Annotated in this window: 16 protein-coding genes and 4 tRNA genes; 2 read left to right on the plus strand and 18 right to left on the minus strand. The window is 41.6% G+C overall.

Going from position 1 to position 20,136, the window contains the following annotated elements; genetic code table 11:
* The first annotated feature begins 303 nt into the window (after positions 1 to 303).
* Both O7C57_RS15625 and O7C57_RS15630 read left to right on the plus strand, forming a co-directional pair.
* Positions 304 to 1,095, plus strand: a complete 792-nt coding sequence (locus O7C57_RS15625) for a cytochrome C assembly family protein (RefSeq protein WP_154625114.1) — start codon at positions 304 to 306, stop codon at positions 1,093 to 1,095.
* Positions 1,096 to 1,145: 50 nt separating this feature from the next.
* Positions 1,146 to 2,435 carry a CNNM domain-containing protein gene (locus tag O7C57_RS15630; protein WP_163860772.1) on the plus strand — a complete coding sequence of 430 codons (1,290 nt, stop codon included), beginning with the start codon at positions 1,146 to 1,148 and terminating at the stop codon, positions 2,433 to 2,435.
* Between the two features lie 74 nt (positions 2,436 to 2,509).
* Here the strand turns inward: O7C57_RS15630 and luxS are convergent, their stop codons facing one another.
* The 18 genes from luxS to gpt form a co-directional block, all read right to left on the minus strand.
* Entirely contained in the window at positions 2,510 to 3,025 is a 516-nt protein-coding gene (gene luxS / locus O7C57_RS15635; protein ID WP_154625112.1) for an S-ribosylhomocysteine lyase, read from the minus strand.
* Between the two features lie 157 nt (positions 3,026 to 3,182).
* The gene (gshA, locus tag O7C57_RS15640) at positions 3,183 to 4,742 is read right to left on the minus strand and encodes a glutamate--cysteine ligase (RefSeq protein WP_154625111.1); all 1,560 of its coding nucleotides are present in this window, start codon (positions 4,740 to 4,742) and stop codon (positions 3,183 to 3,185) included.
* 182 nt (positions 4,743 to 4,924) lie between these two features.
* Positions 4,925 to 5,001: transfer RNA gene (locus O7C57_RS15645), tRNA-Arg, on the minus strand.
* 89 nt (positions 5,002 to 5,090) lie between these two features.
* Positions 5,091 to 5,167, minus strand: a tRNA-Arg gene (locus tag O7C57_RS15650).
* 97 nt (positions 5,168 to 5,264) lie between these two features.
* Positions 5,265 to 5,341, minus strand: a tRNA-Arg gene (locus O7C57_RS15655).
* A 12-nt stretch (positions 5,342 to 5,353) separates the two neighbouring features.
* Positions 5,354 to 5,446, minus strand: a tRNA-Ser gene (locus tag O7C57_RS15660).
* A gap of 431 nt (positions 5,447 to 5,877) precedes the next feature.
* On the minus strand, positions 5,878 to 6,063 hold the full coding sequence (csrA, locus tag O7C57_RS15665) for a carbon storage regulator CsrA (protein WP_004264815.1): 186 nt from the start codon (positions 6,061 to 6,063) through the stop codon (positions 5,878 to 5,880).
* A gap of 226 nt (positions 6,064 to 6,289) precedes the next feature.
* Entirely contained in the window at positions 6,290 to 8,917 is a 2,628-nt protein-coding gene (gene alaS, locus O7C57_RS15670; RefSeq protein WP_250000060.1) for an alanine--tRNA ligase, read from the minus strand.
* A gap of 447 nt (positions 8,918 to 9,364) precedes the next feature.
* Positions 9,365 to 10,432 carry a recombinase RecA gene (gene recA / locus O7C57_RS15675; RefSeq protein ID WP_154625109.1) on the minus strand — a complete coding sequence of 356 codons (1,068 nt, stop codon included), beginning with the start codon at positions 10,430 to 10,432 and terminating at the stop codon, positions 9,365 to 9,367.
* 94 nt (positions 10,433 to 10,526) lie between these two features.
* Positions 10,527 to 11,042 (minus strand): nicotinamide-nucleotide amidase, encoded by a 516-nt coding sequence (gene pncC, locus O7C57_RS15680; protein ID WP_154625108.1) that lies wholly within the window; start codon positions 11,040 to 11,042, stop codon positions 10,527 to 10,529.
* Between the two features lie 21 nt (positions 11,043 to 11,063).
* Positions 11,064 to 12,254, minus strand: a complete 1,191-nt coding sequence (gene lplT, locus O7C57_RS15685) for a lysophospholipid transporter LplT (protein WP_154625107.1) — start codon at positions 12,252 to 12,254, stop codon at positions 11,064 to 11,066.
* Between the two features lie 4 nt (positions 12,255 to 12,258).
* The gene (gene aas, locus O7C57_RS15690; protein ID WP_154625106.1) at positions 12,259 to 14,403 is read right to left on the minus strand and encodes a bifunctional acyl-ACP--phospholipid O-acyltransferase/long-chain-fatty-acid--ACP ligase; all 2,145 of its coding nucleotides are present in this window, start codon (positions 14,401 to 14,403) and stop codon (positions 12,259 to 12,261) included.
* 108 nt (positions 14,404 to 14,511) lie between these two features.
* Complete coding sequence (aroL, locus tag O7C57_RS15695; RefSeq protein ID WP_154625105.1) at positions 14,512 to 15,012, minus strand: shikimate kinase AroL; 501 nt, start codon at positions 15,010 to 15,012, stop codon at positions 14,512 to 14,514.
* Between the two features lie 138 nt (positions 15,013 to 15,150).
* Positions 15,151 to 16,404: a glutamate-5-semialdehyde dehydrogenase gene (proA, locus tag O7C57_RS15700; protein ID WP_163860770.1), complete on the minus strand. Its 1,254-nt coding sequence runs from the start codon at positions 16,402 to 16,404 to the stop codon at positions 15,151 to 15,153.
* A 2-nt stretch (positions 16,405 to 16,406) separates the two neighbouring features.
* Positions 16,407 to 17,510, minus strand: coding sequence for a glutamate 5-kinase (gene proB, locus O7C57_RS15705; RefSeq protein ID WP_154625122.1), 1,104 nt, complete (start codon positions 17,508 to 17,510; stop codon positions 16,407 to 16,409).
* Positions 17,511 to 17,626: 116 nt separating this feature from the next.
* Positions 17,627 to 18,028 (minus strand): sigma factor-binding protein Crl, encoded by a 402-nt coding sequence (gene crl, locus O7C57_RS15710; RefSeq protein WP_154625103.1) that lies wholly within the window; start codon positions 18,026 to 18,028, stop codon positions 17,627 to 17,629.
* 70 nt (positions 18,029 to 18,098) lie between these two features.
* A complete protein-coding gene (frsA, locus tag O7C57_RS15715; RefSeq protein ID WP_154625102.1) occupies positions 18,099 to 19,349 on the minus strand; it encodes an esterase FrsA in 1,251 nt (416 codons plus the stop codon).
* A gap of 180 nt (positions 19,350 to 19,529) precedes the next feature.
* Complete coding sequence (gene gpt / locus O7C57_RS15720) at positions 19,530 to 19,994, minus strand: xanthine phosphoribosyltransferase (protein ID WP_154625101.1); 465 nt, start codon at positions 19,992 to 19,994, stop codon at positions 19,530 to 19,532.
* Positions 19,995 to 20,136 lie beyond the last annotated feature (142 nt).

A 20,136-nucleotide genomic window follows, 5' to 3' on the forward strand; every position in this document is an offset into this window, starting at 1 on the left:
CATTATTTTTCAAAGGTGCATAACCGATGACAGCCACAACTGAAACCAACGCCGAAATTTTTCGCCACAGTGTATCACACCTGACGTTTATTCGCTTCACTCTGTTAGTATTGATTTGACTGACTGAATAGTAAAATCAGATTTCAATCATAAAATGAACAGTCATACTCCGTGAGAGGCGCTCTTATCATGCGATTAACGATTAAGAAGAGGCTTATTAACTGTACCAATGGTTGGAGCCGGCAGCTCCACGAGTTATACTACACAATATAATCCACTTAAAATGAATAACGACACTATACTATGCCAGTATTTGCAGTCATAGCAGTTTGTACATACCTATTCAGCCTATCGCTGATCGTACCCGGCCAGGTTCGAAAACAACCTGTCTATCGCCGACTAGCCCTTTTATTGGCCGTTATTGCACTGATAACTCATGCAATAACGCTAAAGTTACTGATTTTTCGTGGTGATGAAGGACAAAACCTCACATTATTAAACTTAGGTTCCGCCGTGAGTTTACTCATGTGTATTATTATGACCGTCGTGGCTTATAAGGGCAAAGCTTGGTATTTGACGCCGATTGTCTATAGTTTTGCTGTCATCAATTTAATGTTATCCACCATTATGCCCGGTGAGTTTATCACCCACCTAGAAGGCAGTGTCCCTCTCTTCATTCATATTGGTTTAGCGTTACTGAGTTATGCGACACTCTTAATCGCTGCACTATATGCATTCCAAGTTGCACTCATAGATTTTCAACTAAAGAATAAAACCCTGAAATTCAGTTCAGATATGCCGCCTATGATGGTCATTGAGCGCAAAATGTTTCATATCACCCAAGTTGGAGTGATCCTACTCACCTTAACCTTATGCACTGGCTTTATTTATATGGATAATATCTTTGATAAAGAGAATATCCATAAATCTGTCTTATCGGTTATCGCTTGGTTCGTCTATATTATTTTACTGTGGGGCCATTTCCACGGTGGCTGGAGAGGGAAGCGAGTTCTATTTTTCCACGTCGCTGGAGCCTTTATTCTAACAATGGCATTCTTTGGCAACCGGTTGATGCAACAAATTCTGGTATCTTAACGCTAAGACGAATAAAATCATCTTATCTACACAGTATAAGGAACCTAGTTTTGGATCACGTATCTACCGGTACGCTCATCATTATATTAATCATTTTAATTATCATGTCCGCATATTTTTCTGCGTCAGAGACAGGTATGATGACGCTGAATCGCTACCGCTTAAAGCACCTTGCCAAACAAGGTAACCGGTCAGCAAAACGTGTCGAAAAATTACTTCGTCACCCCGATAAACTCATTAGTTTGATTCTTATCGGCAATAACCTAATCAATATTGTTGCCTCATCCCTAGCGACTATTGTTGGTATGCGCCTATATGGCAATGCGGGTGTCGCAATTGCCACGGGTATTTTAACCTTTGTGATATTAGTCTTTGCTGAAGTGATGCCTAAGACTATCGCGGCTTTATACCCAGAAAAAATTGCTTTCCCAAGCAGCTATATTTTAAAACCTCTACAAAAAATTATGCTGCCAGTGGTTTGGGCCTTCAACAAAATAACATTATTATTTATGTTTCTTTGTGGCATAAAACCCCCTGTAATACGCAGTGATGCAGTCAGTAAAGATGAGCTGAGAACCATCGTTAATGAGTCAAAAGCTAAACTCAGCAGACGAAATCAAGACATGCTGTTGTCGATTTTAGATCTTGAAAAAGTGACTGTTGGCGACATTATGCTACCAAGGAATGAGATCGTCGGTATTGATGTTAATGATGATTGGAAATCTATCATTCGGCAACTGACCCACTCACCTCATGGCCGCATCGTGCTGTATCGTGACTCCCTTGATGATGCGATTGGAATTTTGCGTGTCCGTGAAGCCTATCGTTTGATGATGGAGAAACGGGAGTTTACCAAGCAGAATTTGATCAAAGCAGCCGACAGTATCTACTTTATTCCAAATAGTACGCCACTAAGTACTCAGCTAATAAATTTCCAACATAATAAAGAAAAAATAGGCATCATTGTTGATGAGTATGGTGAGATTCAAGGGCTGATTACGGTTGAAGATATCCTTGAGGAAATCGTCGGCGATTTTACCACGTCGATGTCCCCTTCATTGTCTGAAGAAGTTTTACCGCAAAGCGATGGTAGTGTACTCGTTGATGGTACGGCAAATATTCGTGACTTGAACAAAGCCTTTGATTGGCACCTTCCTGTCGATGGGCCGAGAACAGTGAATGGTATGGTGTTAGAAGCGATTGGCGATATCCCTGAGCTGCAAGAAAAAATCGTCATTTCACACTATTTAGTCGAGGTCCTGCTCATTAGCGATAATATTATTAAGCAAGTCAAAATTACCCCTATCGCAACGAATGCTTCTACATCTGAAGCTCATTAAACATCAATAAAAAAACTGCACCTTAATGTGTTATTCGCTAACAAGTTAGGTGCAGTTTGTTGCATTAACGTTATTTAAACATGCAGTTCAGTCAGCTTTTCAGCCGGTAATGCAAGTTCATCATTTTTGTTAATTCGAATTTCTGACGCTAGGACATTGCGTGCAATTTGTTGAGCTTCGTCTAGTGAATGCATCTTATACGTGCCACACTGAAAAATATTCAGCTCAGGGATCTTATTCTGATCTTGCACTTTTAATACATCTTGCATTGCACTTTTCCAAGCATCGGCAACACGTTGCTCATCAGGTGCACCAATTAAGCTCATGTAAAACCCAGTACGGCACCCCATTGGAGAGATATCAATAATCTCAACACCATTGCCATTGAGATGGTCTCGCATAAACCCTGCAAATAGATGTTCAAGGGTATGAGTGCCTTTTTCAGACATGGCTTCCTTGTTAGGCACGGTGAAGCGCAGATCGAAAACGGTAATCGTGTCTCCGCTAGGTGTTTTCATCGTTTTTGCTACACGAACCGCAGGCGCAGCCATACGCGTATGATCTACAGTAAAACTGTCTAATAACGGCATTTATTGACCTCCTGAAAAAAAATTATTTTATTTGCAAAATAAATGAAACTATTTGGCAATCGCTGAGTCTTAATCTATGAAAGACGCGCAAATTTGTTATCATCCCTAATTCTCTAAGAGATTTTATATTTGGCCACTTCGTTGTGGCCATTTTCTTTTAGCGCCCTGCATGCCTCCGCAAATAATCCTCAAAGCTTTCAGTTTCATCTTTCTCTATCATAGCCTGTTTTTCTATGGAAGCTAATCGAGCAGCTTCAAACTGAGCTTCGGTAATCACTTCGTAAGGTTCACTAACCAATTGCGCATAGTATTTTTCAGCTAATTCTAATCCGTAGCCACCAATACCTTGTTCAACCATTTTATCCATCACTAATGCAGAATACGTCCGAGTTGGATCTTCAAACATTGAAATAAATTGGTGACAAACTTCCTGATATTTGGCATCACAACAGGTATCGAGGACTTCAGCAACACGGATTAAGTCATCAAATAACTGCTGCCCTACTTCCACCAATGGTTTCATTTCACTACCACAACCAATACCGATAACTTGACCCGGTTTACGCCCTTCAAGGATCACGCGGTTCCAGTTCTGGCGACTGCAATCTAATTCTTGAGCATTCATTGCTGGTGCATCAGCTAACACGCACCAAATCAAAAACAGGTCTAGGAAGCGCGTTTGCGTCTCATCAACCCCAATCGCGCTAAACGGGTTAATATCCAACGCACGAACTTCAATATACTCAATACCACCACGCAACAATGCATCAGATGGTGACTCATCACCTTTTGGCACACGCTTAGGTCGAATGGGTGCATATAGCTCGTTTTCAATCTGCAACACATTGGTGTTCAATTGAATATACTTACCTGCTTTTTTCACACCTAGCGCGGCAAATTCCTCAGACGGCTTATAAATCGCTTTTTTCAAACCAGCCACATAGCTATCTAAATCATTAAAGGTAATGTTTAAATCGCTCTGAGACTTATTCGTATAGCCTAAATCACTCATTCTTAACGACGTCGCATAAGGTAAGTAATACGTTCCCGTCGCTGTCTTTTCAAAGGTTAATTTAGTCTCTCTATCTTTAAGGAATGAGCCACAAATAGCAGGAGATGCCCCAAATAAATAAGGGATCACCCAGCCAAAGCGATAATAGTTTCTAATCAGGCGTAAATAACCATCAGAAATTTGCGCTTTACCGCTCTGTGCATCTTTAACACCTGCCCACGCCTGCCAAAATTCAATTGGCAATGAAAAATTATAATGAACACCAGCAATGGTCTGCATTAATGCGCCATAACGGTTTTTTAGCCCTTCACGATATAAGTTTTTGAAGCGGCCTACATTCGATGTACCGTATTGAGCAAGCGTTATTTTATCTTCGTTTTCGATAAAACAAGGCATGCTTAATGGCCACATCCTTTCATTGTGCAGATGACGAGCCGTATAACGGTGTAAATCCCTAAGAAAAGCCAAACTGTGCCTAGTACTTTTATCCACAGGTGTAATGAACTCAAGTAAAGACTCAGCAAAATCTGTCGTGATCCATTTATGTGTTAATGCTTTCCCCAATTCTTCCGGATGCAAAGTTTCAGCAATAGAACCTTTCGGAGTAACACGTAATGTTTCACGTTCGATACCACGTTGAATACCATTCAGTGCTTCTGGGTGCGCCTCTAACCATGAGAGCGCTTTAGATACGTCCGGGATCAAATCGACCTCCCGCCTGTGATGTAATTTTATTTTAGTAAGAAGCTTACTTTAGCGTAAATGAAGGAAATTGTCGCTGCTTAGATGTGTGGTTTATATAAGATACGCATTTGGAATAACATCAAATTATGATAAATCTGATTGATAGACGAAAAAAAAGCCCCTCTATGAGGAGCTTCTTGTTCTGGTGCATCCGGGAGGATTCGAACCTCCGACCGCTCGGTTCGTAGCCGAGTACTCTATCCAGCTGAGCTACGGATGCTTAATTCGTTCATTGAATCGTTGATTCAATAATTAGCCATCGTTTTGATAAAGGAAATTTTGATACACTAGACAAGGACTAGCTGAAGATGGTGCATCCGGGAGGATTCGAACCTCCGACCGCTCGGTTCGTAGCCGAGTACTCTATCCAGCTGAGCTACGGATGCATTACAATATCAAACTCTACACTTCATAACTACTGCTTGTTTTTAGTTGCTAAAAACTAAAAACCAACCCCACCAGTTTTACTCATAGGGTTAAATATGGTGCATCCGGGAGGATTCGAACCTCCGACCGCTCGGTTCGTAGCCGAGTACTCTATCCAGCTGAGCTACGGATGCAGCTATCTAAAATGGCGGTGAGGGAGGGATTCGAACCCTCGATGCAGCTTTTGACCGCATACTCCCTTAGCAGGGGAGCGCCTTCAGCCTCTCGGCCACCTCACCGTTTTTAGTCACAGACGATTTGTTTTGAACATCTCGTCTCTGTGTGGCGCACATATTACTTTCCTAGCTTTAGAAGTCAAACAATTTTTCCAAACTTTTTGGTTTATAATGACTGTTTGCACATTTCACAAGCAAGATGATTAGTTTAGCACCGAAAATCGGATTCATCACGGGGTAATTTCACAAAATTTTACCCGATAAAAAATGATGAATTGAAAAATGAATTCTCGAAAAATAGTCAGCGCTGCGTTCAAATTGAGAAGCTAGAGAGGAAGTTGTCAACGATAAGCATCAAATTGGTATCGTGGTAAGTTAAACCACTCGCTTGAAGGCCGAATAAATTAAAATATAGCAGGGTTAAGAATGAGGTCAAATGAAAGACAAGCGTCCATCTTTGCTGTGTGGTTCAAGATATGGACGCTTATTCATTATTATTGATTATCTGGTTGAGTCTTTTCAGCCTGGATCCGTTGATAAATTTCTTCACGGTGAACAGAAACTTCTTTTGGGGCATTGACACCAATACGAACTTGATTGCCTTTTACTCCCAGTACAGTAACTGTTACCTCATCGCCTATCATGAGTGTTTCACCAACTCGACGAGTCAGAATAAGCATTCTTTGCTCCTTGAAATATTAAAAGAGTCGGGTCTCTAGGTTTCCCCCGCTATTGTCCATCACACACCGTGAAAACGTAAAGCAATGATATACACCTAAAGCATCGATGCCATCAAGGCAATCATTTTAATTATATACGTACAAAATATAACACTACCCACAACATATTAACAACGTTGCAACAGATAAAGTTGCCTCACGGTGCATGAGGCAACCTAATCAGCGCTTATAGTCGTGAGTTAACCCACTCTTCTACACTGGCCATCGCCGCTGGTAACGCACTCACATCCGTACCACCCGCTTGAGCCATGTCTGGGCGCCCACCACCTTTACCACCGACTTGCTGTGCAACATATGATATCAAATCACCCGCTTTTATTTTAGCAGTCAAATCATTAGTTACACCAACAATTACACTGACTTTATCACCACTCGTTGTTGAAAGCACGATAATCGCCGATTTCAACTGATTTTTGAGATCATCAACCATCGTTCTCAAAAGCTTAGGTTCAGTGTTACTTAATTGGCTAACAAGTAATTTAATCCCTTTAATATCTTTTGCTTTACTACTAAGTGAAGCACTTTCTTGGGATGCTTGTTGATCTTTTAGTTGCAAAATCTCTTTTTCTAATTGGCGAGATTTTTCCAATGCAGACTTAACTTTTTCAACTAAGCTATTCATATCACCTTTTAAGAGGTGAGCTATCGCATTCAACTGATCAGATTGGTTATGTACGCTTTCAATCGCGCCTTCCCCTGTGACAGCTTCAATACGACGAACTCCCGCAGCCGTACCTGATTCACTGGTGATGCGGAATAAACCGATATCACCAGTACGGCTTGCATGTGTCCCACCACAAAGTTCGATAGAAAAATCGCCCATACTCAGAACACGTACACGTTCTTCGTATTTTTCACCGAATAATGCCATCGCACCTTTTTCTTTTGCACTTTCTAAATCCATAAGTTCCGTTTCAATTGGTGTGTTCTTACGAATTTGTGCGTTAACAATGTCTTCCACTGCGCGTAATTGTGCAGGTGTCATTGCTTCAAAGTGTGAAAAATCAAAGCGGAGATATTTATCGTTAACTAAAGAGCCTTTCTGTGATACATGATCACCAAGTACTTGGCGTAATGCCGCATGCAACAGGTGAGTTGCTGAGTGATTAAGGCGTATTGCATCACGTCTTTTCACATCAATTTTAGCATCTATACGGTGGTTAATGACTAGTGAGCCAGACTCTACCTGACCAATATGACCAATTGCCTGACCATATTTTTGTGTATCAGTGACAGTAAAATGACCACTCTCATTACGCAGCACACCCGTATCGCCAACTTGACCACCCGATTCAGCATAGAATGCAGTCTTATCAAGGATCACAAGACCTTCTTCACCAGCATTCAGGGAATCTACTGACTGGCCATCTTTATAGATAGCAGTGATAGTGGCTAATTGTTCATTATAGGCATAACCAGAAAATTCGCTGTGTTTTTCAACCTTAATTAACGAATTATAGTCGGTACCAAAACCACTCGACTCTCTTGCACGGCGGCGCTGATCTTCCATTGCGCGCTCAAAGCCTTCTTCATCAACTTTGATGTTACGCTCACGGCAAACATCCGCGGTAAGATCGATAGGGAAACCATAAGTATCATATAAACGGAACGCAGTTTCGCCATCTAAGGTGTCACCTTTAAGAGCCGCAAGTTCTTCATCTAATAATTGAAGACCACGCTCTAATGTACGTGCAAATTGTTCCTCTTCCGTTTTAAGCACTTTTTCAACCATAGCTTGTTGACGAGCAAGTTCATCTGCTGCTGATCCCATCACTTTAATCAGTGGAGCAACCAGCTTGTAGAAAAAGGTCTCTTTTGCCCCTAGCATATAGCCATGACGTACAGCACGGCGAATAATCCGGCGCAATACATAACCACGGCCTTCATTCGATGGGATGACGCCATCACTCACGAGGAATGCACAAGAGCGAATATGGTCAGCAATAACACGAAGTGATTTATTTGATAGGTCGCTAGCACCTGTAGCCTTTGCAGCCGCAGCGATAAGGTCGCGGAAAATATCGATATCATAGTTAGAGTTAACATGCTGCAATACAGCCGCAATACGTTCAAGCCCCATACCAGTATCCACAGATGGCTTAGGTAATGGTTCCATCGTGCCATCTGATTGACGGTTAAACTGCATGAAGACGATGTTCCAGATTTCAATATAGCGATCGCCGTCTTCTTCAGGACTTCCTGGAGGCCCACCCCAGATATGCTCACCATGGTCATAGAAAATTTCGGTGCATGGGCCACAAGGACCAGTATCCCCCATCTGCCAGAAGTTATCAGAGGCGTATGGTGCACCTTTGTTGTCGCCTATACGAATAATGCGTTCAACTGGAATTCCGACTTCTTTGTTCCAAATTTCATAGGCTTCATCATCGGTTTCATACACGGTAACCCACAATTTCTCTTTTGGTAGGTTAAACCACTCTTTTCCAGTTAATAGCTCCCAAGCAAATTTGATCGCATCATGTTTGAAGTAATCGCCAAAGCTAAAGTTACCGAGCATTTCAAAAAAAGTATGGTGACGGGCTGTGTAGCCAACGTTTTCTAAATCGTTATGTTTACCACCTGCTCGCACACATCTTTGTGCCGTAGTCGCTCGGGAATATGCTCTTTTATCCAGACCAAGAAATACATCTTTGAACTGGTTCATCCCTGCGTTAGTGAACAATAATGTTGGGTCATTATTTGGTACTAGCGAACTGCTACTTACCACCTGATGACCTTTTGTATGAAAAAAGTCGAGAAACGCTTGACGGATCTCAGCGGTGCTTTTACTCATATTTATCCCGATTTCAAGCTGGAAACTGAATTACGAATTGTTGAGATGGAATGTAACATCACCTCTAATCAACTCTCCGATTAAAAAGTGACTGATAAGATAAAGTCTCTTTGCGTAGAAGTAAAATTTATACTCTTCATACTGTAAGTTTCAGTACAGTTGATGACATTCATTCGCATTAGTCACACATTGATGAATGTTCCTATTGCCTATTTGGTCACTTAACTGCAACTTGAGCGTTTTAAAGTATAGATACATCCATTCGTGGCTTTCATTGTAAAGCGTCTGAGTATTTTCTGAAAGTATGTTTATACCTTTCAGTTGGCTATTTTTCCACTGGAAAACTATTGTTTACTCCCAATATAGTGCAAATGAAAAATAAAAAACGCCACTCTTTTTTGGAGTGGCGTTAATAATCTGCTTATTTATCAAACCAATGAATCAATATTAAAATTCTTCAGGCGATTCATTTTCTTCGGCTTCACTGATGTAATCAGTGGCTGCACTGCTAAATTCACCAGTGTGAGTTAGTAGCATTTCACGCAGTTTTTTATCAATTTCTTCGGCCGCTTCAGGGTGCTCTTTCAGATATATTGTTGCATTCGCTTTCCCTTGACCAATTTTATCACCGTTATAGCTATACCAAGCACCGGCTTTTTCAATCAATTTATGCTTAACACCTAAATCAATTAATTCACCGTAGGTGTTAATCCCTTCACCGTACAGGATTTGGAATTCAGCTTGTTTAAATGGTGCAGCGACTTTGTTTTTAACGACTTTAACACGCGTTTCGCTACCAACAATCTCTTCACCATTTTTCACAGCACCAATACGGCGAATATCTAAACGTACGGAAGCATAGAATTTGAGAGCATTACCGCCCGTTGTCGTTTCAGGGTTACCAAACATAACACCAATCTTCATACGAATTTGGTTAATGAAGATCAACAGCGTATTTGAGTTTTTCAAGTTACCCGCTAATTTACGCATTGCTTGGCTCATCATACGAGCAGCTAAGCCCATATGAGAGTCACCAATTTCACCTTCAATTTCAGCTTTTGGTGTTAATGCTGCAACGGAGTCAACAATGATGACATCAACAGCCCCTGAGCGCGTCAACGCATCACAGATTTCCAGTGCTTGCTCACCGGTATCAGGCTGAGAACACAGCAGGTTATCAATATCAACGCCTAATTTTTTTGCATAAATAGGGTCGAGAGCATGTTCAGCATCGATAAATGCACATGTTTTACCACTGCGCTGTGCGGCTGCAATAACTTGCAGTGTCAGTGTTGTTTTACCAGAAGATTCAGGCCCATAGATTTCAACAATACGCCCCAGCGGCAGACCACCAGCACCTAAAGCGACATCAAGAGATAAAGAACCCGTTGAGATAGTTTCAACATCCATTGAGCGATCTTCGCCAAGACGCATGATAGAGCCTTTACCAAATTGCTTTTCAATTTGACCTAGCGCTGCTGCTAATGCTTTTTGTTTGTTTTCATCGATAGCCATGTTCACTCCCTTTGATGCAGTGAAGTTACCCACTGCAAATAGAACGATTGAATTCGGTTTGTTAATGCTAAGTATACTGTATAATCATACAGTATCAAGAAGATTTTTCACTTATGATTTGTAAAAGTGTTTCAAGTGCATAAGCTGTTGATTGTAAACGTACAGAATTTCTATCACCTTGGAATATACAGTGCTTAACCGTCACATGAGCTCTGCCTGTAGCGTTTTTTTGGGCGAAACCGAACCAAACCGTTCCCACCGGTTTAGCGTCACTTCCGCCACCTGGACCTGCTATGCCACTCACTGAAATCGCCAAATCAGCAGCAGCTTCAGTTAAAGCTCCGAGTGCCATTTCAGAAACCACTTGCTCACTCACTGCCCCAAATTTTTGCAGTGACTCATTTGTCACACCAATCATTTGATGCTTTGCTTCATTACTGTAAGTCACAAATCCTCTATGAAAGTAATCCGAACTACCCGCAATATCCGTCAATACCTTAGCAATCCATCCGCCAGTACATGATTCTGCACAAGTAATCGTTTTACCTTGTTTTTTGAGGATTTCAGCAAGCTGAATACTCAATGTTTCGAGATAACTTTCATTTATCATGTGATTTTTACCTTCGGATAATTACTTTTTGCGTGCGCGATCCCAAACCCATAAACCCGCAATCGCTATAGCAAATACGCTACCAAAACCGACACCAACACTAATAACGGATAATCCTGCTTTCATGGCTAGGGAATATAATCCTAACATAATTAGCATTGCACTATTTTCACCAAGGTTTTGCACTGCAATCGCGTTACCAGCCCCAACGGTTTCCTTGCCTTTTTCCTGCAATAACGCATTAAGAGGAACGACAAATAGCCCGCCAAAAATACCGAGTACCGCTAAGATAGCATAGGATGGTAAGAGATTGGTTTGTAACGCAAGTAATACCACCATGATACCAATGACTACCCCAGCAGGAATACAGCGTGACACCGTTTTTAATGTAATGAATTTAGCAGCCACCCCAGCACCAACCACAATCCCAACGGCAACAGCGGCATTAAGATAGGTTGGCGTTGCGTTATCTTGTAGACCTAATGCAAACGGTACCCAAGCCACCAGTAAAAAACGTAATGTGACGCCCGCGCCCCAAAACATACTGGTTCCCACCAGTGAGAAACGGCTTTCTTGGTTTGCCCAAAGTGTACGGCAAGCAGAGACAAAATCGGTGAAAAGCTTCTTAAAATGCCAGCCTTTACCTGGGCGAGCAGCAACTAAATGCGGAATATAGAAGTTGGCAATCACCGCTAATGCGTACAATACCGTACAGGTACCCAACGCTAAAATAAGGCTAATATCCGATAAAATACCACCGACGACAGAACCAATCAAAATGGCCGCGATAGTTGATGCTTCCATCACGCCATTGGCCTTCACTAAATTATCACCACCGGTCAATTCACCTAAAATACCGTATTTTGCTGGTGAGTAAGAAGCCGCACCAATCCCAACCAACCCATAACAAAGAAATGGGTTAAGCCCTAAACAGATCCCCAAAGCCCCTAAAAATTTAAATAGGTTTGAGAACAACATGACACGCCCTTTAGAAAAGCGATCGGCAACTTGACCAACAAACGGGGCCAAAATGATATAAGTAAATACAAATACCATTTGTAGTATTGGATGGCTCCATTCAGGGTAAAACTCAGCTTTTAACTGCGCTAAAATGGCAAATAACAACGCGTTATCGGCAAAAGCGGATAAAAACTGTGACGTTAGCACAGCCTTCATTCCTCGACTCATCAATGGCGCATTCATTTCTTGCATATCATCAATCCTCTAACGCCATTTGTTTCAGTGTCACAAAGTCTGTTTTACCGGAACCGAGTACAGGTAGCTCTTTCACCAAACGAATATCACGGGGAACGGCCAATTCCGTTAAGCCTTTACTTTTAGCGGCAGAAGAAAGTGCGCTTCTATCGAGGTCTTTATCCGTCGTAAACAGAACTAAAGCTTCACCTTTACTGCTATCAGGTTTAGTGACAACAGCATGATGTGCATTAGGGGACAAACTCAGGACCATCTGTTCAATGCTTTCGAGGGATACCATTTCTCCCGCGAGTTTTGCAAATCTTTTTACGCGGCCTTTAATAGTGCAATAATTAAGCTCATCAAGTACAACGATATCCCCCGTGTCATACCAACCTTTTTCTTGTTCCCCATGTTGGTTTTCCGCTGATGGCGCTTCAAGAATGCCCGGCGCCTCAACACGCAAATACCCTTTCATGATATTAGGGCCTTTTAATTGTAATTTCCCCCCATTTTCAATGCCTGAAATAGGGATAATGCGAGATTCCATTTGCGGCAATATTTGCCCTACTGTTCCTTCTTTAGAGGCCATTGGCACATTGATAGAGACAATCGGAGCGCATTCTGTAACACCATAACCTTCAAGAATACGGATACCAAACTTGTCGAACCAAATTTTCTTAGTGCTATCCGACAATTTTTCAGCCCCAGCAACGACATAACGTAATCTTGCAAAATCATATTGATGAGCAAAACGTGCGTAATTAGCTAAAAACGTTGATGTCCCAAATAAAACGGTGCAATTTTTGTCGTAAACCAATTCAGGAATGATTCGATAATGCAATGGGCTGGGGTAAAGAAAGACTCGGCTACCAGAAAACAGTGGAATAAACAGCCCAACCGTTAAGCCGAAAGCATGAAATAGGGGCAATGATGACATAAAACGATCACGTGGTGTAAAGTCAGCGATCGTTTTGATTTGTTCCACATTCGCCATCAAACTTGCATGGCTATGTACCACCCCTTTAGGTGTTCCTTCTGAACCTGAAGTAAACAGGACGATAGCTTCATCATCGGCTTTACGCGGTATCACCGCTTTCGCTGGCATCAATAAGTGTTTAACGATCCAGAGTTTATCCCGCAGCGTGACCGTATCTTTTAAATCTTCAAGATAAATCCAATTCGCCTCGGTGACCTGCTCAGGAATATGGGTCAAATTCCCTTTTTCAAGGAACTGCCGTGATGTAAAGACAACTTTAGCTTGAGAAGCTTTGAGTGCATTACTGATACCATGACTACCCGCCGTGTAATTGAGCATCGCAGGCACTCGCCCACGCATTAATGCCCCAAAAATAGCGGCTGCCGTTACTGTTGTATTTGGCAATAATAAACCGATACGCTCATTTTCATGGGTATAGCGCTCAATGATTCTCCCTACACCTAATGATTTCTTTAACAATCCTTGGTAATTATCTTCTTTAAAATTAATGTCTTCAATACAAGGTGCACGGCGTCCAAAACGTTTTACGCTATCAATAAATTCTTCAACCAGTGTGACTTGAGGGCGACAAGCCATACGTGCTGATTTCATGATGTGATATAAGTGAACACCCGCTAAATGACGACGCTCAACCGCTTTAGGCGCTTCTGGCATCGGAATCATTTCAGCAGGTAAAATATGCAGGGTAATTTTAGGAAACCATTTAAGGGGAATGATGCCTTTTAAACGGCTAAAGTGACTACGTTCCGCCCCTTCAATACGAATAGGCACAACTTTTGCACCGGATTTGGCAGCGACAAACGCAGCACCATCATATATTTTCATCAAAGAGCCATGCACCGAAATACGCCCTTCCGGAAATATCACTATCGGACGGCCTTTTTCAACTTCTTTAACTAACTGACGTATGCCTAAAGGGTTTGCAGGGTCAAGAGGAACAATATCAACATAAGGTTTTAGCAGTTTGATCATTCTTGGTGTTGCGAACGTAGAATAAACTGCAAATACTGGCTTAATCGGTAAAAATAGCGCGACCAACACACCATCAAGAAATGAAACATGATTTGGTGTAATTAAGCATTTGTCTTGGTAGAGCGCTTTTTCATCCCCAACTAAGCGGACTCGAAATAAAAACCGAAGTACTGTCCTCAGCATGTTTGCCAGCATAATAAATCCCTATTATTTGATTTCATTTATCACTTAAGCGGATGATTATGTCGTAAAAACCCGTATAAAACTAAGTGTTTTATTCCTAAAATACCATTCAGAACAATATTATTTATCAAACTGAGTTAATTGATGAATAATTGATTCAATCGGCAACCCTGCATCAATCACATAGTGTGCCGTCTCCCGATAAAGAGACTCTCTTTGTGACATGACCTCTTCTATCTCTTCTAGTATCGATTTCCCTGTCAGACTTGGTCGTTGCTCTGCTTGAGGTTCTGCGGCAAGTCTCGCGGCTAAAATCTCAGGTGTAGCACTTAGATAGATAACCGTTCCATTCGTACGCATGACACGTTGATTTTCTTTTAATAAAATAATACCGCCTCCCGTTGAAACGACGGTATCTGAGTGCGAGATTGATTTTAATACTTCACTTTCTAAATGACGAAAGTGTTCCCAGCCATATTGTTCTACAATCTGTGCAATACTGCTTCCTGCTCGCTCAACGATTAATTTATCAGTATCAACGAATTGGCACGATTTCTGTTCAGCCAATTTTTTTCCGATTGTAGTTTTTCCTGAACCTCTTGGACCTATAAGGTAAAACATCTGCATTCATCCCATCGTCATCATTATTATGGTACATGTGCCACTTGTTATAGATTTAATGGCTCAGTCTAAAAATGGCAAATCATCATAAAAACAAAGCCACACGCTAAGTGTGGCCTAATTATTGTTATTGAATTATTAAGCTCGGTTCAGGAAGTCGCCGTAACCAATCCATTTATAGGTAGTCAACGCATCCAATCCCATCGGCCCTCGAGAATGAAGTTTTTGTGTACTTACCGCTACCTCAGCCCCTAACCCAAACTGCCCACCATCGGTAAATCTTGTGCTCGCATTCACATATACTGCGGCTGAATCAACACGCTGTACAAAGTAATCTGCTTGATTAATCGACTCCGTTAAAATGGCATCTGAATGCGCGGTACCATAAGTGCGAATATGATTAATTGCAGCATCAATTCCAGCAACCACCTCAACGTTAAGGTCAAGAGATAACCACTCGTCCACTAAATTTTCAGGCGTGACAGCAACCACTTTCGCTGGGCCATTTTGTAAATACGGCATCGCTTGTTGGCTGGCATGCAGAGTCACCTGTTGCTCCGCCATTTTTTGGCTCAGTAGTGGTAAAAAATCACCCGCAATTTTTTCGTGAACAAGTACTGTTTCCAGTGAGTTACAAGCACTTGGGCGCTGAACTTTAGCGTTAATCAGCACATCAATGGCTTTATCAAAATTCACTGACTCATCAACAAAAGTATGGCAAACACCAATGCCCCCTGTAATAACAGGGATCGTTGATTGTTCACGACATAATTTATGCAGACCTGCTCCACCACGAGGTATTAACATGTCCACATAACGATCTAATTTAAGTAATTGAGTCACTAGTTCACGATCAGGATTATTAATCGCTTGGATCGCATTTGCGGATATCCCACAATTTTTCAGTGCTTTTTGGATCACTTCAGTGATAGCCAAATTGGTATTGTGAGTTTCTTTACCACCCCGTAAGATCGCTGCATTACCTGTTTTTAAACATAATGCCGCAACATCAACAGTGACATTTGGACGCGCTTCATAGATAACACCAATCACCCCCAATGGCACACGACGACGCTGAAGATTTAGGCCATTATCAAGTTGGTTTCCATCAATAATTTGCCCTACAGGATCTGCTAATTGGCAAACTTTTCTCACATCAGAAGCTATATTTTTTAAACGTTCAGATGTCAGTAATAAGCGATCTTGTAATGCAGGCGACATACCCGTTGCCTGTGCTTGTTCAATATCTTTTTTATTCGCCTCAAGAATGACACGACTTTCTTGTTCCAGCAGATCAGCTATCTGCTCTAACACCGCATTTTTCTGTGTGGTATTTAATTGAGCGAGTTGCCATGAGGCTTCACGAGCCGCTTTTCCCATTTGTTCTAACATAATTAACCCACTATCATATCATCGCGGTGGACTGCAACAGAGCCGTGTTCATACCCAAGTATGCGGCCTATCTCTTGTGAATGATGACCCGCAATCATTCTTAATGCATCACTATTATAATGACTTACCCCATGAGCAAGGTCTTTGCCGGCCATGTTGCGTATTCGCACGACGGCACCACGAGAAAAGTCACCTTCGATTTTCTTGATCCCTTTTGGAAGCAGGGAACTGCCTTTTTCTAAAATGGCTAGTTGTGCACCGTCATCGATATATATATCGCCAGCAGCAGGGGCGCCGAAAATCCAGCGTTTGCGGTTTTCCATTGGGTTTTTCTGCCCATAAAAGCGCGTTCCTACCGGTATATTCTCAATAACGGCACTAATCACATCAGGTTTATTACCCGCTGCAATGATGACATCGATTCCGGCTCTTCCTGCCACATCCGCGGCTTGTAGCTTAGTGGCCATACCGCCTGTACCGAGGCCAGTAACACTTCCGCCTGCCATTTCTCGTAGCTCATCATTGATTCCATACACTTCGGGGATCAATTTAGCATTTGGATTACTGCGAGGATCTGAATCAAATAATCCTTCAATATCCGTTAATAGTAGTAACTTATCTGCATCTCCAAGAATTGCAGCAAGGGCGGATAAATTATCATTATCCCCAACTTTAATTTCTGCTGTTGCGACTGCATCATTTTCATTGATAACGGGCACAATGCCATTATCCAGCAGCGCTTGCAATGTATCTCGCGCATTCAAAAAGCGTTCTCTATCTTCGAGGTCGGCACGCGTTAATAACATTTGCCCAATATGGATGCCATAAATAGAGAATAACCTTTCCCATAATTGAATAAGACGGCTCTGCCCTACTGCGGCCAGAAGCTGCTTCGATGCAATCGTTGCGGGAAGTTCGGGATAATTAAGATGTTCGCGACCCGCTGCTATTGCCCCCGATGTCACGATAATAATACGGTGCCCTTTTTCATATTGCTGTGCGCATTGCCTGACTAGCTCGACGATATGCGCTTGATTCAATCGACGTGAACCCCCTGTCAACACACTGGTGCCTAATTTAACAACAAGTGTCTGGCTATTTTTCATCATTTTTCTGCCATTAAGATTAAAGAAACACAAACTAGCTATTATTTTTATCAGCTGGAGCGCGTTATGCCAACAGGCATAACGCTAAATTAAACAAAAGTTAGTTTAAAACAATTTTATACGCTTAATTCCAGCTTAAATTCTGCCATTTTTGCAGAAGGAAACAAAGAGAGCTCTAATTCCGCAAGCTGTTTTGAAAGAGATTGGTGAAAGGCGATGAGATTCTGTTCAATAGTATCAATGGTTGTATTGTCTTTTAAGGTCTTTGCTTGCCAATTACCTTGGCTATTATACAGACCAAAATGGTATGAATATTCAAATCCATTATCATTTGGCGATAGCAGCATCCACCATCCCCAAAATTCACGCTTTTCCGGCGCAATATTGACATTAACACAAACAGTGAGACTATCGAAAAAATAGCAACCGTCGACACATTGCTTTTCTCGTAGATAAGGTCCTAAAGCCGCAAACTTTTTTAAATACTTTCCATTAGAGTAATCATTAGGTAACGCCATGTAAGGATCTCCTTTTTGAGAAGATCCCTTTTTAGCAAAAGTTAAAAAATAATCAAGTCATTAAATAAAATTAAACTATTTTGCTTTTTAACCAATCAACCGTTTCGCTGAGTGCTTTTTGATAATTCACAAAAATCGGTGTTGTGGGTAAAGTTAGCATATGACCGTCCATTGATGAGCGCATAATCAAATCCGATTCCGCTTTAGGGCTATAAATGTCACCTTTCCAATATACTGACATCATAGGTACTCGGCAGCGCCGCCCTAACAATCCTTGGTTTTTCAATGAATAGCAACTTAGCTCATGACGTAACGCTGCACCGTCAACGTGATAGATACCTAAACGGCTAGCAAAAACGTCCAATTCCATACGCGGAATATCCCGCTGATATTTATCTTCATGCAATAAACTATGCACGATAGGACCTAATACCCCAACCGCTTTAATTTTTTCAGGACACATATAAGCTAGCCTTAAGGCTATATTTGCCCCAAAGCGTAATCCAACCAGCCCAAAACGTGTATGGTCGATCCATGGAATGGTATCTAATTGACGCACGACTTGCTCATGCAAGGCACTGGTCTCTTGAGATAGCTTATATTTAATGGAATAACCTATTGATGGCATATCCAATGTCAGCATCGCAATGCCGAGCGGCTCAAGATAATCACGGAAAAAACGGCAATAGTCGATTTGTAAACTATCGAGAGTTCCACATACCATCACCGTTGGATAAGGACCTTGCCCAGTTGAAGGTATGTGTAAAAAACCACAAACTTCTTTATTACCATCAACCTTAAATGCGATTTTTTTCAACTTATAACGAGAAAATTGTGCTGCGCTGTCATACGCTTTACAGGCTAATAAGACCGCTTGATCGGCTAATTCATCGCCTTTTATGAAAGGATAGGCGGCAATACTGTATAAATTCGCGGCGCGTAACCATGCTTTACTTGCCGCTTCTCCACCTTCAAACTGCAACGCTTTTTGTTGCCATTGCATCGCTTGATGAGACCATTCAAAACACCAGTTTCCTCGGCGGTTACCAATGACTGTATCAAGCAAATTATCATCACTTCGTTCAGCGTCAGTTACCGCAATACGGCTCAACACCTCTTCAATTTCTAACGCATCTATGCCTCGCCAAATCCACAATAAACGATTAATCATGCGATACCAGCCGGCATGCTGCGAGCCACTCAATACAGAATGGTTATTGATGATAGGCGCACTATAGGCTGAATAAGAAACGAGTGTCGATGTTTCAACCTGCCTAACTTTTGGTTTGAACAGTTTTTCGGAGAGATTTTGTTGAGTCATCCTAATAACCTGTTGGTTGATCTAAATAAAAAGGGAATGCCATCGCATCCCCTTATCTTATCGTTTTGTATTGAATTTTATTAGGTAATAATGTTTTAAGCATAATGTATAAAGGGATTCTCACCCTATATTAGCGTTATTTTTACCTATCATTTAGATCTAACTCAAAACAATAAAAGTTTATTTTTCTTGTTCACACAGAGGCTTAACAAATACAACCCCCATATCCCATGGCTGTTCAATCCATGTGTTTTGTGGGATATCGACGACGTAATCATCCACTAATGGACGACCCGCAGGTTTAGCGAAAATCGTGACAAAGTGTGCTTTCGGGTACATCTCACGAATAGCTTTTGCGGTACCACCAGTATCAACAAGATCATCGATGACAATGAAACCTTCACCATCACCTTCAGCGCGTTTAATCACATTCAATTCACGCTGGTTATCATGGTCATAGCTTGAGATGCACACAGTATCAACATGACGGATACCAAGTTCGCGTGCAAGAAGTGCGCCAGGAACAAGACCACCGCGGCTAACCGCGATAATACCGGTCCATTGGTCTACAGGTAATAAACGTTGTGCGAGTTTACGGGCATGTATTTGCAACATATCCCACGTTACGACATATTTTTCGCTCATAAAATTCGGGTCCCGACTACTGAGTAATACTGAAATGTGTCTTGCGGAAAAAAGGTTGCGCGAGATTATAGTGATTTGACGCAGCAAAAACCAGCAAAAACGGATAATTGTGATGAATTAATATTATTTGCACTGACTATTT

It is taken from the genome of Providencia sp. 21OH12SH02B-Prov, from assembly GCF_027362595.1.
Taxonomy (GTDB): domain Bacteria; phylum Pseudomonadota; class Gammaproteobacteria; order Enterobacterales; family Enterobacteriaceae; genus Providencia; species Providencia zhejiangensis.